We start from the raw sequence: 14935 nt of genomic DNA, 5'->3' as shown, positions 1-14935 counted from the left end.
ACCAATTTCACAAAAATGAATTTCACTCGCTTATCGGGTATTTATTATTGGTAAAATAGGGTCAGAGTAGCGGCTTTAGGTTAAGATTTAGTGAATTTTAATCACACATAAAATCACCATCGGACTTCTATCCTACTAAAATAAAAGTTGTATTATTCCAATAGGTTAAATATTTTCAGTGTAAAAAAGCTGTAAATATACCGGGCTTGAACTAGCTTTGAATACGTATGCATAAAGTTGTTTACAATTTTAATCAACCGCTAGTATCTGTCTGACAACAATAGTGCGCGTTCGTTTTTTCATCATTCAAGCACGCCTGATGATAAAAACCGGCACACAACAATATGGTTAATTGGGATAAAACATTATGTCTAAGTTCAAACCGAGTATGCTAACACTTGCCTTGATTGCAGCGGGTGTGAGTCACGCAGCTCCAGTCGAAGATAACACCGCTGAAAAAGATGAAAATGTAGAGGTTATAGAGGTTCGTGGTATTTCTCGCAGTATCATCGCTTCAATCGACAAAAAAAGGTTCAGCGATACTGTTGCTGAAATCGTTGATGCTGGTGACTTAGCTTCTTTACCAGACGTATCTATTGCGGACTCTTTGAGCCGCTTACCTGGTGTAACTGCGGTACGGGCAAGCGGACAGTCATCTCAACTAAACATCCGTGGTATGAATGGTGACTTTATTCAGACAACGCTGAACGGTCGTGAACAAGCCAGCACGAGTGGTTATACGGCGGGGAGCCGATGGATTTCATTTGACCAATATCCTTCAGAGCTAATTAATCAGGCTGCGGTATATAAGTCTCCGAAAGCGTCTTTAGTTGAGGGGGGAGTAGCAGGTACTGTTGAGCTAAAAACGGCTAATCCGTTGGAAGCTGAGAATGAGCATAACTTCAACTCTTCAATTCGTTACTCATACAATGATGCTGCATCTGATGTTGGAGCTGACTCAACAGGAGAGCGGATCAGCTTTTCTTATCGTGGTAAATTTTTGGATGAAACCCTTGGTTTTGCCATCGGTGGAGCTTATTTAAACCAACCAAATAACGCGATTGATATTTCAGCACATGCACCTGAACGCTCTCAAGACTTTGATGGCGATGGTACACAAGAGCGTTCAGTTAATGGTTTCCAATATCGTTCAGCCAAAGGTAGCGATGAAAGGCTTGGTCTACTTAGCACTTTAGTTTATCAGCCAACAGACGCGTTTAAAGTGCAGTTTGATTATTTCCGCTCTGAGTTTGAATCTGAAGATAAGAAGAGCGGGTTGAATATTGAAGGATTCTCGAAAGATCTTAACTCTTTGTATACCATTGACAATGCGGTTGTAAAAGATGGCTTCTTAGTGGCTGGTGATGTGACAATCACAGATCCTAAAGGACCGTGGGTTGAGATGCGTTCTGAAGACCAGTCTACAGACTCTACTACAGATAGTTTCGGTTTAAACTTGAATTACTCGGCAGATTCATGGGAACTAAAGTTAGACCTAGCGCATAGTGAAGGTGAGAAGACCCGTAGAGACATGATTGCCTCAATGCATGCATATGAGTTTGGTACGGCGACACTTGAAGATGGCACGCTAGTTAACACCTGGCAGGAATTAAGAAACCAAACGTTTTCTTTTGCACAAAGAGAAAAAGACTCACCACTATTAACTTTAGGTAATGGTTATACAGACCTTTCGAATATGCGCCTTGGTGACTGGGAACAATTCCCACACAAATACACTGATGAGTTAGACAGCGTTAAAGTCGATTTTAAATATTACTTCGATGACAGCCTTATTTCATCTATTGAGTTGGGTGCACGCTGGTCTGAGCGTGAATTTACGGATAAACGTTCAACGTTTAGATGGGGAGCTCGTGAAGGACAAAATGGTTATCAGCTACCAGATGGCTCAATTGTAACCAATAAGTCTTGTGAGTTTAATGACCAAAATCACCCTTGTATGCCTCACGATTTGACAGGGTATGTAACACTCAGAGATACACGAGGCTTCCAATATTTAGAGTTGGACTTAGTGGGTATTGCGGATGAAGTGTTTGGTCCTGGCAATTATGATGCGCAGCAAACTTGGAGTCATAATTGGACACTTATCGAAAGTGGAGCAGTGAGAGAGGAAGTATTAGCCGGCTATATTATGGCTAATATTGACACTGAAATCTCAAATATACCTGTAACTGGTAATTTTGGTGTAAGAGTTGTTAGAACCGATACTAAATCTATTGGTATCCAACAGATCCAAGGTGATGAAGTCGGTGACTCAATCATAGATGATAACGGTGTTGAAAGAACAGATTATCGCCATGTCAATTATGGCCCTGAATACACTGATACATTGCCTTCTTTGAACTTGAATTTCAGAGTAAGTGATACCGATCAAATTAGGTTTGCTGCTGCTGAAGTAATTGGTCGTCCACCGGTGTATCAATTAAGAGGTGGTGCGGGCTCTTGGCCTGATACTGCCAATGATGGTGAGAGCCCTCGTTACAATGTATGGTCAAAAGGTAACCCAAACCTTGACCCATTTAGAGCAACACAAGTTGATTTATCATATGAACGATATTTTGAAGACGGCGGTGCTTTTGTTGCAGCTTTATTCTGGAAAGATATTGAGTCATTGATTGAAAGCATTACTTATCAAGAAGGTGAAGTTGATTGGGCTGATATTGGTCTTGAAGTTCCTGAAGGATTTGTAGCTGGTCAGTATCAGACGACACAAAACAACGATCAAGGCGGTTATGTTCGAGGTATCGAGCTTGCATACACAACCATGTTTGAAAACTTGCCAGGTATTTTTTCAGGCTTAGGCTTTAATGCAAATTACTCCTATACCGAGAGTGAAACAACGGTCGATGGTGGTGGTAACTTCCCAGACCAACAATTACCACTGCCGGGGTTATCGGAAAATGTTTGGAGTGCTACTGTATTTTGGAATATCGATTCATTCACTACACACTTAAACGTACGCTACCGTGATGAGTACGTTTATGAAGGCGCTTCACCTGGTGGTTCGTCGTTAGCTTGGGCTGATGAATATACTGTGGTTGATTGGCAAGCCTCATACAATTTTGAGAACGGCTTAGAAGCGGTCTTGCAAGTAAATAACTTGACCGACGAACCGAATACAACTAACTACGGTACTGCTCTGGCAACAGGGGAATACAAGGAATTTGGTCGCCAGTATTATTTAGGCTTTAATTATAGCTTCTAATCAATAAAAACATCATAGCCACCAAAGTAGCCTCTGCTTTGGTGGCTTTTTTATAATCGCTCTAACAATAGTTGGTTGCTATCATCTATTTTCTAACTAGGCGTATTTACTCAACTTTTTATAAGTAGTTTTAATAGTTTTAAGGTGCGAAGACGATGAAAAATCAGAAAATAGTGATACTAGGTGGCGGAACCGCAGGTTGGATGGCGGCAAATATGATGGCCAAGAACTGGGCTGACAAAGCTATAGATATCACCGTTGTCGAGTCTTCTAGTATAGGGATTATTGGTGTTGGCGAGGGGTCTACACCGCAATTTAAAGGGTTTATGGATTACCTTGGTATTCCAGAAGCCGAGTGGATGCCCGCGTGCAATGCGACATACAAAAATGGTATCCGATTTATAGACTGGTCAACAAAGCCTGGGTTTTCGAGTTACTTTCATCCATTTCCTGCACAGCCTGATGACTACTCCGCACCGGCCTTTTTCCATAATAGCTTTGTTAGGCGCAAGGCAATTGATGTGGAGGGGCACCCTGACCACTTTTTCCTAGCTACTCACTTAGCGAACACGAATAAGTCTCCTATCGCGGCGGAGAACTTTCCATTTGAAATTAATTACGGCTATCACTTTGACTCAACTTTACTTGGCAAGCTTTTGGCTAGTAAGGCAAAAGAACTCAATGTGAAGCATATTGACGCGACAATTTCAGATGTTAGAAAGCAAATTAACGGCGACATCGCAGCGCTTATTACTTCTGAAGGCTCTGAAATAGCAGGGGATATCTTTGTTGATTGCTCTGGATTCAAGAGTTTGCTTTTACAACAAGCTCTTGGCGTTGGCTTCGACTCATTCGGCGATAACTTGTTTAATGACGCTGCGGTCGTACTACCCACCGAGCAGGGCGATATTATTAGCTCTGAAACTAAATCAGTTGCCCGTAAATATGGCTGGTCGTGGCATATTCCACTTACCAATCGGATCGGTAATGGTTATGTGTATAGCCAACGTTATTGCGATCAAGATCAGGCTGAAACAGAATTAAGATCCGCACTGGGTTTGCTGGACTCAGACATTGAAGCTCGCCATATCAAGATGAAGGTAGGGCAGGTGAAAACACATTGGCAAAACAATTGTATTGCCATTGGTTTATCACAAGGCTTTATTGAACCATTAGAAGCAACCGCTTTACACATAGTTCAAGAAACCGTTCAAAGCTTTATTGAGTGCTATCAAGAGGCTGGTTTTACGGATGGCAAGAGAGATAAGCACAATCATTCTATTACTGCCCGCTATCAAGCAATTAGAGATTATATTGTTGCGCACTATCGTGTAAATAGTCGCACAGATACACAGTACTGGCTTGATAATGCAAATAATAACAACTTATCTCGTTCACTTTTTCAAGTTTTACAAACATGGGTTTCAGGAAATAATTTGTCAGACGAACTGGCACGACAAAATATTGACCAATACTACCCCTCGGTCAGCTGGCACTGTTTATTAGCTGGTTATGGGATTTACCCAGACCAAGCTCAGCTCAAACCAGGCAATGCGTTAGCTAATCAACACGATGCCGAAAAAATTAAAAGTTACCTCGGTCGGTGTGGCTTAAACTTTAAAGCGCACCGGGCTGAATTAGACGTACTTGCGTCGAAAATGCACCAATAGTGCTTAATGACGGTTATCGATTGGCTCAACAATTTCATGATTATCAGTAATTTACTTGGTGAATACGTATGCAAGCGGTTCTTTGCATAGGATGGCCCAAGTAGACTCAATTAAAACAGCATTATGACAACACTATGAAAAAGAAATCGATATTATTGGCGTTCAGCGCTTTATTCGGTGGCGCGTTAAGTTTAACCGCCTGCAGCCCACAGCAACCTAATGAGGCCCCTGAGCAGGCAAGTCTTGCCAGCCAAAGCGTAAGTCAGATCAGTAAACCTGTGGTGTATCAGGTATTCACCCGCCTGTTTGGCAACACCAAGCAAGTGAACAAACCGTGGGGCACACTCGAAGAAAACGGCGTGGGTAAATTTGCCGACTTTACCCCAGCAGCACTGGCCGAAATTAAGAAGATGGGTGTCACTCATGTGTGGTATACCGGTGTGTTGCATCATGCCTTGGTCACGGACTACAGCAAGTATGGCATTAGCCAAGATGATCCTGATGTCATTAAAGGTCGTGCCGGTTCCCCCTACGCGATAAAGGATTACTATAACGTCAATCCTGATTTGGCTGTGGATCCAGCGCAGCGCTTAGCCGAGTTTGAGGCACTTATTCAGCGTAGCCATGACGCGGGACTGAAAGTGATCATTGATATTGTGCCTAACCACGTTGCACGCGATTATCAGTCATTAAATGCTCCTGCAGGTAGCCAAGACTTTGGCGCTGACGATGATACCACGGTGACGTACAGCAAAAATAATAACTTTTACTACGTTGTCGGCGAGTCGTTTGCGGTGCCACAAAGCGATGGTTATCAAGTATTAGGCGGGGAGTCACACCCGCTTGCTGATAGCCAATTTAAAGAAGACCCCGCCAAGTGGACCGGCAATGGTGCCAGAGCGGCGCAACCTGATATTAATGACTGGTATGAAACGGTGAAAGTGAATTATGGCGTTAAACCGGACGGCAGTTATGACTTTGCGACTTTACCAGCAGAGTACGCTGAACGGGATCATCAAGCTCACTTTGAATTTTGGCAAAATAAAGCGCTACCAGATAGCTGGTATAAATTCCAAGCTATTACGCAATTTTGGCTCGACAAAGGAGTCGATGGCTTTCGTTACGACATGGCAGAAATGGTGCCAGTGGAGTTTTGGAGCTTTTTAAACTCGTCAATTAAAGCAACTAATCCAGATGCCTTCTTACTGGCCGAAGTGTACAACCCAAGCTTATACCGACCTTACCTTAAGCTGGGCAAAATGGATTATCTTTACGATAAAGTTGGCTTGTACGACACCCTCAAGGTATTAATGCAAGGTCAGGGCAGTGCTCAGGCGGTACTGGATATTCATCAAAGTGTGGCCGACATTGCACCGCATATGTTGCACTTTTTAGAAAATCACGATGAACAGCGCATTGCTAGCCCAGAATTTGTTGGCGACCCAGAAAAAGGCAAGCCGGCCATGGTGGTGAGTCATTTACTCAGTCAATCACCTTCGATGATCTACTTTGGCCAAACGGTAGGTGAAGATGGCTCTGAAGAACCTGGATTTGGTGACCCAAGTCGCACCAGTATTTTTGATTATGTGGGCGTACCAGAGCATCAAAAGTGGATGAATCATGGCAAATTTGACGGTGGCTTGCTGTCTCCAGCACAGCAGTCATTACGGGCCTACTATATTAAGCTGCTGAATATGGCCAAGTTGCCAGCTATTGCAGCCGGTGACCATGTAGCTACTGAGATTGTCGATGACAGTGATAAAGTGGTGGCGTTTGGTCGTCAGTTAGGTCAGCAAAAAATTGTTGTGGCCAGTAACTTTGATGCAGATAACGCCCGTACTGTGACCATCCGTTTACCTAAGTCTTGGCAGGGCAAATATGCCGATATCTTAGAGGGGCAACCAGAAATTACTTTAATGCCATCTGCCGAGCAGGTGACCACAGAAATTACACTGCCGCCATTGGCCAGTGCAGTGTATCGGATAGAGAAGTAAGTGATGCAACAAGAACAACAAAAACCCAACCTGAGCTTTTGGCAAATATGGAATATGTGCTTTGGCTTTTTAGGGATCCAATTTGGCTTTGCGCTGCAAAACGGTAACGTAAGTCGTATATTCCAAACCTTAGGGGCCAAAGTAGATGATATTCCCATTCTCTGGGTAGCAGCGCCGCTCACGGGTCTCATTGTGCAGCCGATCATCGGCTATTGGAGTGACAGAACTTGGGGGAGACTAGGGCGCAGAAGACCCTTTTTCCTATGGGGAGCTATCTTAACTACCTTATCGCTCTTTATTATGCCCAACTCACCTACGCTGTGGATTGCCGCCGGCATGTTGTGGGTGATGGACGCTTCTATCAATGTCACCATGGAACCTTTTCGGGCATTAGTCGGCGACAACCTCAACCAAAAGCAACGTGCCACTGGCTATTCAATGCAAAGCTTTTTTATTGGCGTGGGGGCCGTAGTGGCCTCTGCCTTACCTTGGGTGATGACCAATTGGTTTGACGTCAGTAATACCGCAGCTGCTGGAGAAATTCCTGATTCCGTAAAATATGCCTTCTATTGGGGCGGGGTGATTTTATTTGTTGCGGTGATGTGGACCATCATTAAAACCAAAGAATACAGCCCAGAGCAACTGGCCGCCTTCGAGCAAGCCAGTGTGGCTGGCGAGGTGACCGAACAAGTTAACCAACACATTAATTACGTATTTGGGGCGCTTGCCAGCGGTGCACTTGGAGTGCTGATCTTAGCTTTAGTAGCGGGTCTTAACCTGGAAAAAGAACTGTATTTACTCAGTGGCTTGTTAATTTCATTTGCTTTGGTGTTTTTACTTGCTCACTTAATGCAACAGCAAAAACGCACCGACAACGGCTTTTACCACGTTATCTATGACTTATTCACCATGCCTAAAACCATGAAACAACTGGCTGTGGTGCAGTTTTTTAGTTGGTTCTCATTGTTTGCCATGTGGATTTATACCACGGCTGCGGTCACTAGCTTTCATTATGGCACCGCTGATGTCACCTCTAAGCTCTATAACGATGGTGCAGATTGGGTTGGCGTGTTGTTTGCCGCCTACAATGGCTTTGCGGCTATCGCGGCGCTGATCATTCCATTTATGGTGAAGCGCTTGGGGCTAAAAGGCGCCCATGCGGTGAACTTGGTGTTTGGCGCATTGGCCCTAATAAGCTTTAAGTTTATCGCCGATCCCAGCTGGTTATGGCTGCCTATGGTAGGCATCGGTTTTGCCTGGGCGTCTATTTTATCGCTGCCTTATGCGATGTTAAGTAACGCCTTGCCAAGTAATAAAATGGGCGTGTTTATGGGGATCTTTAACTTCTTTATTGTTATCCCGCAATTATTGGCCGCCAGCATTCTTGGACTCATTTTACGCCACGGATTTGATAATCAACCTATTTTTGCGTTGATCATCGGTGGCGTGTCATTTTTATTTGCTGCATTAGCTGTATCAAGAGTCACTACGTCGGCTCAATAGGAGAACATAATGATCAAGTATTCTAAATTAGCACTTGCGTTGGTTGGCGCAGGACTTATCGGCTGTGGCAGTAATTACAGCGCCAATGAGCTTGAGGTTGCCCCAGGGGCGCCTGGCGATAAACCCTATTGGGCGTATTCAGGTAAAACCGGCATTGGCACTTCGTATGAAGCCTATGTGAACGGTCAATACAGCAATGAGGCCGACACCAAAACCGTTTCAAAAGTATGGTTTTCTGTGGCTAAAGGCATGGTAACCGAAACCATGTTTGGCCTTATTCACCAAGCACAAATCAAAGACATGCAGTTTATTGTAACCGGCCCTGACTTTACCGTGGCAGAATCACAAGGCGATAAACTCGACGTTGAGATTGATTATTTACATAAAGACCAAGCAGGTCGGCCACTGTCACTGGCTTATAAAATCACCAGTAAAGATAAGCAAGGTCGCTTTACGCTGGAAAAGCATATCTTCACTGACCCAGATGGCCAAACCTTGTTTGTCCGAGCTAAGCTGGACACCCACCTTAAGGGCCTGAATGCCTATGTTAACGTCAATCCTTATGTCAATAATAATGGCCTCAATGACCGTGCAGCCGTGACCGAGCAGGGGCTGGTGGCGTTTGAAGGCGACAATTACTTAACCCTGCAAAGCCAGTCAGGCTTTGCCAAAGCATCGGTTGGATTTACTGGCAGCAGTGACAACCTCGAAGCGCTAAAAACCAATCAACAAATAGCAGCCAGCTACAGCACCACAGGCGACAAAGCCGGTAATGTTAATTGGCTAGCACATTTGGGTGCTGTGGATGGCAGTGCAAGCTTTGATTTAGCGCTGAGCTTTGGGCAATCACAACAAGCAAGCTTTGCTGAAGGGGCTAAAACACTGTCTCGCGGTTATGAACAAGTGCTAGCCGCCTATAATGGTGCTGGCGAACACATCGGCTGGGAAGACTATATGGCGTCACTTGAGCCGCTTGCCAACATGACAGATAACACCACGGATAATGGTAAACTGCTTTACACCAGTGCCTTGGTGCTTAAAGCGCAAGAAGATAAAACTCATGCCGGTGCCTTAATCGCGTCATTGTCGAACCCGTGGGGAGACACAGTGCCAGCAGAGCAAGGACACACCGGTTACAAGGCCGTGTGGGTACGTGATTTTTATCAAGTGGCGATGGCCTTCTTAGCAATGGGTGATAGCGCCACGGCACTGACGGCGTTTGAATACCTAGAAAAAGTGCAAGTCACAGATAATACGATAGGTAATCAAGGCGATACCGGCTGGTTCTTACAAAAAACCCATGTGGATGGCGAGCTAGAATGGGTTGGCGTGCAGCTAGACCAAACTGCCATGCCAATCATGCTTGCGTGGAAGCTTTGGCAGGCTGGGGTATTAAGCGATGACAAGCTGGTTTACTGGTACAACAAGATGCTTAAACCTGCGGCCAACTTCTTAGTGGATGGCGGCTTGGCAAAAATACTTTGGAATGACACCCAGATCACGCCACCGGCGACGCAACAAGAGCGTTGGGAAGAACAAAATGGCTACTCGCCATCGACCACTGCAGCGATTATTGCAGGTCTTATCACCGCCAGTGATATTGCTAAAATAGCCGGGGATAGCGCCGCAGAGAAAAAATTCTTAGCCACTGCCAAGCAATATGACAGCCAAGTCGAAGCGTTAATGTTTACCACGGAAGGCAATTTACAGAGCGACAACAGTGATGGCCATTACTTTTTCCGTATTGGTCAAGACCAAGATCCTAACTCAAGCACGCCACTGAACAGTAACAATGGCCGAGCGGGTATGGACAAAAAACAAATTATCGATGGTGGCTTTTTAGAGCTAGTGCGTTATGGTGTCCGTGCTGCTGATGCACCTAGCATTATGGCGACCATGCCAGAGTACGATGATGAGTCGATCACCGAAAACCTAAGGGTGAAATACAGCTTTAAGTTTGACGGCGACGTTAACAGCTACCCAGGCTACCGCCGTTATGGCAATGATGGTTACGGCGAAGACGAAGTACTCGGCGGCAACTACGCTGAAGGTGGTCAAAACACCGATGGTCAGCGTGGTCGCGTATGGCCGTTTTTCACCGGCGAGCGTGGCCACTATGACATTGCTGTGGCACTGCTTGATGGAAAGCTGGATAGCAGCGAACAAACGCGCATTAAAAACAGCTATGTTCGTGGTATGGAGCACTTTGCCAACGAGGGCATGATGCTACCTGAGCAAGTATGGGATGGCGTGGGCAAAAACCCATTTGGCTACACCCTAGGCGAGGGAACCAACTCAGCCACGCCTTTGGCATGGACTCATGCGGAGTATGTTAAGTTGGTGCGTTCACTGGATGCCAAGCAAGTTTGGGATCACTATCCGGTGATTGATAAAAAGCTAAAATAATCGCAACTAGCCGAAGCACACTGCTTCGGCTTTTTTATAGCCCTTGAAAGCTCGCTGAGGCAAGAAAAATTTAACGCCCTGAGCGTTATACTTATTGCTCTATATTAAGCCGTTCGGCAGTGAAAGGAATATTTGCTTATCGTGACGATTGGCGGACAATTAGTTTTGGTGGCAGTAAAGTCGATGTCACGTCTTCGCCTTTGATTAATTGCAGTAGATTATCCACTAGCATTTGTCCCGCTAGGGTGGTGTTTTGTTGCACACTTGTGAGAGAAGGTGAGACGTAACTGGCGGCAGAAATATTATCAAACCCTACTACATGGACGTCATTTGGCACTCGGATCCCGGCTTCCTTTAACGCTTTCATGGCGCCGATAGCGATAAGATCGCTGGCGGCAAAAAGGGCATTAAATTTAACGTTATTGGCGATCAGTGAGCGTGTGGCATGGTAGCCTGAATCTTCGGTTGAAATGGCGTTGGCCATTTTACGGTCGCTTATCTCAATGCCTTTGGCCCGAAGGGTATCGCGAAAGCCCTTGAAGCGAGCAAAAAACTCAGGGCTGTGATCCGACGCATCACCGATAAAAGCACAGTCGGTGCGAACCATGTCGATAAGGTGTTTTGCCGCAAGCACGCCACCCCCATAGTTATCACAACTGACGGTGAGGTCGGGGCGGTTATCAACGCTGGCGCCCCAACAAACAAATTTAGTGTTATTGTCCAAAAGCGTTTGCAATTTTGACTGGTAGTCAATGTAATCGCCATAGCCCAATAATATTAAGCCATCGGCACGGTGGCTGTCTTCGTAATCGGCATGCCAGTCACTGCTGGTGGATTGAAATGATACCAGCAAGTCGTAACCTTGTTTCGCGCACGCTCGGGTGATGCTGCCAAGCATACTCAAAAAGAAAGGGTTGATCTGGGAATCATCGCCAGTGGGGTCTTCAAACAACAGTAGAGCTAGGGTACTGCTTTGTTGCGTACGCAAGTTACTGGCATTTTTGTCGACTTTGTAGTTTAACCGCTTGGCGATTTCATGCACGCGTCTGCGGGTCTCTTCACTGACCAGCGGGCTATTTCTTAACGCGCGTGACACGGTAGACTGTGATACCCCAGCATAATGGGCAATATCAAAAGAAGTTGCTTTACCTTTCATGTTTTTCTCAACGCTTCGGACTCTGGCATTTTGCGTTATTCAATATTTTTTTCAACCAATTTAGGAGAAATTGCAAATTTTTATTGAACCAAGCTGACACCGGTGTCATACTAATGGCGTTTTATCATTTTGTTGTCAAAAACGTATTTGGCTGCCCTTTGCCGAGGGCAGCCCTTTTTTACCAGCTATTGTGTAATTGGTAAAAAACAAGCCAAGGCGTGCAAATTTTGGCTGTTAATGACAATAAGAATGCAGGACATGTGCTGGCAGCGCAAGTGTTAGCCCAACCGAAATGGAGACGTGCTGACAGTGCAATGGTTAGCACAAGCATCAATGCAGTGATAAAGAGATAATAATATGAGCCAGACAACAAGCCATTCATCCGTGCCGTTTGAGCCGATTGTCGTTGCCGACATCGGAGGAACAAACGCAAGATTTGCTATCGTGTCAGATTTTGATACGACCACCCGACGTTTTTCCATTACCCATCAAAGCACTTTCCCAAGCGCTGATTTCCAGTCTTTTGAAGCCGCCATCCAAAAATATTTAACTGAGCTACCTGTAACGCAACCCAGACGAGCATGTCTTGCGGTAGCAGGACCAATCAAGTCGCAGCAAGTTCATTTAACTAATTTAGGTTGGCATTTTAACTCCGAAGACATTAAAGCCCAGTTTGATTTTGCCGAATTTGCGGTGATCAACGATTTTGCCGCGTTTGCCTTTGCTGCGCCTTATTTGGCACTAGACAAAAACTTAGTGGTAAAACAAGGACAACCGGAGTTAGGTGCGAACATTGGCGTGATGGGTCCAGGTACCGGCTTTGGTGCTGCGTGCTTGGCGCGTGATATTAATGGCACAGCCGTGATGAGCTGTGAGGCGGGCCATATTTCATTGGCACCGGTTACCGAACTAGACAAAGAGTTGATGGCGGTGTTACGCGCCAATACGCAACATGTTTCCATTGAAACCGTATTCTCAGGCCCCGGCATCGCTCGGCTTTACAAAGCCATGGCGGAAGTACGCGGGGAGCAAGCCAAAGATCTTAATGCCGCGCAGATCAGTGCTCTGGCGAATGAATGTGCCATTTGTGATGCAACGTTAAGCCATTTTTGTGATTGGTTTGGCAGCGTAGCTGGCGATTTAGCCTTGACCTTTGGTGCTTTAGGTGGGATTTATATTGGCGGTGGTATATTGCCTCGCATGCAATCTCGGTTGCAGGCGAGTAGCTTCGTTGAGCGCTTTACCGAAAAAGGCATGATGTCACAATACACCAGTCAAATTCCGGTGACCTTGGTGGTAGAAGATAATATTCCTTTAATTGGCGCGGCGGCGTGTTTGCACCAGCGCCAGTGAGGTTAGGAAGTCGAAGATGAAAAAAGTAACCATTAATAGCGTAGCAGAATATGCGGGAGTCTCGAAAAAAACCGTATCGCGCGTGCTAAACAACGAGCCTAACGTCAGTGCTGCCACCCGAGAAAAAGTGCTAAAGGTGTTTGAAGAGCTTAATTACAAGCCCAACCCCATTGCCCGAGGTTTAGCACAAAACCGCAGCTTTATTATTGGTTGCCTGTATGACAATCCGTCAAAAAGTTATATTACTCGAGTGCAAAGTGGTGCACTGGAGGCATGTCAGCAGCACAGTTACAACTTGCTGATCCACCCGTGTGAATTACGCGGACAGGCTTTAATAGACAATGTCGATCAACTGCTCACCACTTCCAGACTGGATGGTTTGGTATTAACGCCGCCATTTTCAGACTCGCAAGAGCTGATCGCCTTTTTAAAACAGCGTAAGGTGCCATACGCTCGAGTGGCATCGGCCATTGAAGACGATGAATCGATATCGGTGCGCAGCAACGATGAACAGGGGGCCTTTGAGCTCACTGAGCATTTGATCAAGCTCGGGCATCGCGATATTGCTTTTATCAAAGGCCACCCCGATCACAGTGCCACTGAGAACCGTTTTTCAGGCTATCAAAAAGCTTTAGCGAAACATGGTATTGAGTTCAACCCGAACATGGTGGCAGAGGGTAACTTTAGTTATCACTCTGGTGCTGACAGCGCCAAAGAGATTCTTGATTTGTCGCCGCGCCCCAGTGCCGTATTCGCATCGAACGATTACATGGCGGCGGCGGTATTAAAAATGGCGACTCAGCGTGAAATAAAAGTTCCTGAGCAGCTGTCAATTGCCGGGTTCGATAATGCACCAATAGCACGGCATATTTGGCCTGGGCTGACCACCATTGCGCAGCCGGTAGAAGAGATGACTCGTACCGCAGTGGCAGAGCTAATTAAACAAATAGCAGAGCCGCAAAGCGAGCCATTCCAGCAGGTGTTAGAGGCCAAACTCATCACCCGCGAGTCGACTCAAGCGTTGACCCAGAAATAATTTCAATTTTTTATACTTGCCCCAAAGCCCAACGCTTCGTCGTTGGGCTTTTTATTGCCTTTGTTCTGGGAATACTTTGGTGCAAGGTCACTCAGTGAGTGTTATTAATCATCTCTAAAGGTGTCACTTATCATCTAAGTGGGTGCCTCTCATTATCTCAGTGGGTGCCTCTCATTATCTCAGTGGGTGCCTCTCATTATCTCAGTGGGTGTCTCTCATAATGGGTGCAAGGTCACTCAGTGAGTGTCACTTATCAGTTCAGTGGGTGTCTCTCATAATGCCACTTACCATCTCGGTGGGTGTCACTTATCATCTAAGTGGCTTTCACTTATCACTTCAGTGGGTGTCTCTCATTATCTTTATCTAAGTGGATGTCTCTCATAATGCCATTATCTTTATCTAAGTGGATGTCTCTCATAATGCCATCGTGTATATAGCACCTTATCTATCCGTTTATGGTGGCGCTGGTGACTTCAGTGGCCGGTTATTTTAGTGCTTCGATATCGATTTTTAAGATAAAAAAGGCGGTTATAATTTGGTCATCTAAAAAAGTTAGACTAAATTTATAGGAAAGGTTGACACCGGTGTCAGATT

8 protein-coding genes are annotated in these 14935 nt (G+C 45.5%); 7 read left to right on the top strand and 1 reads right to left on the bottom strand.

What is annotated here, in order from left to right:
• Positions 1-367 precede the first annotated feature (367 nt).
• From R3P39_RS07195 to R3P39_RS07175, 5 genes are all read left to right on the top strand, one after another.
• Positions 368-3223 carry a TonB-dependent receptor gene (locus tag R3P39_RS07195; protein ID WP_336566588.1) on the top strand — a complete coding sequence of 952 codons (2856 nt, stop codon included), beginning with the start codon at positions 368-370 and terminating at the stop codon, positions 3221-3223.
• 155 nt (positions 3224-3378) lie between these two features.
• Positions 3379-4893 (top strand): tryptophan halogenase family protein, encoded by a 1515-nt coding sequence (locus R3P39_RS07190; protein WP_336566586.1) that lies wholly within the window; start codon positions 3379-3381, stop codon positions 4891-4893.
• A 134-nt stretch (positions 4894-5027) separates the two neighbouring features.
• The gene (locus R3P39_RS07185; RefSeq protein WP_336566584.1) at positions 5028-6887 is read left to right on the top strand and encodes an alpha-amylase family glycosyl hydrolase; all 1860 of its coding nucleotides are present in this window, start codon (positions 5028-5030) and stop codon (positions 6885-6887) included.
• Between the two features lie 3 nt (positions 6888-6890).
• Positions 6891-8390 carry an MFS transporter gene (locus tag R3P39_RS07180; protein ID WP_336566583.1) on the top strand — a complete coding sequence of 500 codons (1500 nt, stop codon included), beginning with the start codon at positions 6891-6893 and terminating at the stop codon, positions 8388-8390.
• Positions 8391-8399: 9 nt separating this feature from the next.
• Positions 8400-10796, top strand: coding sequence for a glycoside hydrolase family 15 protein (locus tag R3P39_RS07175; protein ID WP_336566582.1), 2397 nt, complete (start codon positions 8400-8402; stop codon positions 10794-10796).
• A 136-nt stretch (positions 10797-10932) separates the two neighbouring features.
• On the opposite strand, the gene R3P39_RS07170 is transcribed toward R3P39_RS07175, so the two are convergent.
• The gene (locus tag R3P39_RS07170; RefSeq protein ID WP_336566581.1) at positions 10933-11952 is read right to left on the bottom strand and encodes a LacI family DNA-binding transcriptional regulator; all 1020 of its coding nucleotides are present in this window, start codon (positions 11950-11952) and stop codon (positions 10933-10935) included.
• A 357-nt stretch (positions 11953-12309) separates the two neighbouring features.
• Between R3P39_RS07170 and glk the strand changes: the two genes are divergently transcribed.
• Positions 12310-13305, top strand: a complete 996-nt coding sequence (gene glk, locus R3P39_RS07165; RefSeq protein ID WP_336566580.1) for a glucokinase — start codon at positions 12310-12312, stop codon at positions 13303-13305.
• Between the two features lie 16 nt (positions 13306-13321).
• Positions 13322-14341, top strand: coding sequence for a LacI family DNA-binding transcriptional regulator (locus tag R3P39_RS07160; protein WP_336566578.1), 1020 nt, complete (start codon positions 13322-13324; stop codon positions 14339-14341).
• Positions 14342-14935: the final 594 nt, after the last annotated feature.

This window comes from Pseudoalteromonas sp. UG3-2 (assembly GCF_037120705.1).
GTDB lineage: Bacteria > Pseudomonadota > Gammaproteobacteria > Enterobacterales > Alteromonadaceae > Pseudoalteromonas.
The sequence above is the reverse complement of the archived record's forward strand: the minus strand, read 5'-3'. Positions and strand labels throughout refer to the sequence as shown.

Coding starts and splice junctions, on each gene's coding strand:
- R3P39_RS07160 (WP_336566578.1), top strand. CDS start 13,322: ATGAAAAAAGTAACCATTAATAGCGTAGCAGAATATGCGGGAGTCTCG.
- R3P39_RS07170 (WP_336566581.1), bottom strand. CDS start 11,952: ATGAAAGGTAAAGCAACTTCTTTTGATATTGCCCATTATGCTGGGGTA.
- R3P39_RS07185 (WP_336566584.1), top strand. CDS start 5,028: ATGAAAAAGAAATCGATATTATTGGCGTTCAGCGCTTTATTCGGTGGC.
- R3P39_RS07195 (WP_336566588.1), top strand. CDS start 368: ATGTCTAAGTTCAAACCGAGTATGCTAACACTTGCCTTGATTGCAGCG.
- R3P39_RS07180 (WP_336566583.1), top strand. CDS start 6,891: ATGCAACAAGAACAACAAAAACCCAACCTGAGCTTTTGGCAAATATGG.
- glk (WP_336566580.1), top strand. CDS start 12,310: ATGAGCCAGACAACAAGCCATTCATCCGTGCCGTTTGAGCCGATTGTC.
- R3P39_RS07175 (WP_336566582.1), top strand. CDS start 8,400: ATGATCAAGTATTCTAAATTAGCACTTGCGTTGGTTGGCGCAGGACTT.
- R3P39_RS07190 (WP_336566586.1), top strand. CDS start 3,379: ATGAAAAATCAGAAAATAGTGATACTAGGTGGCGGAACCGCAGGTTGG.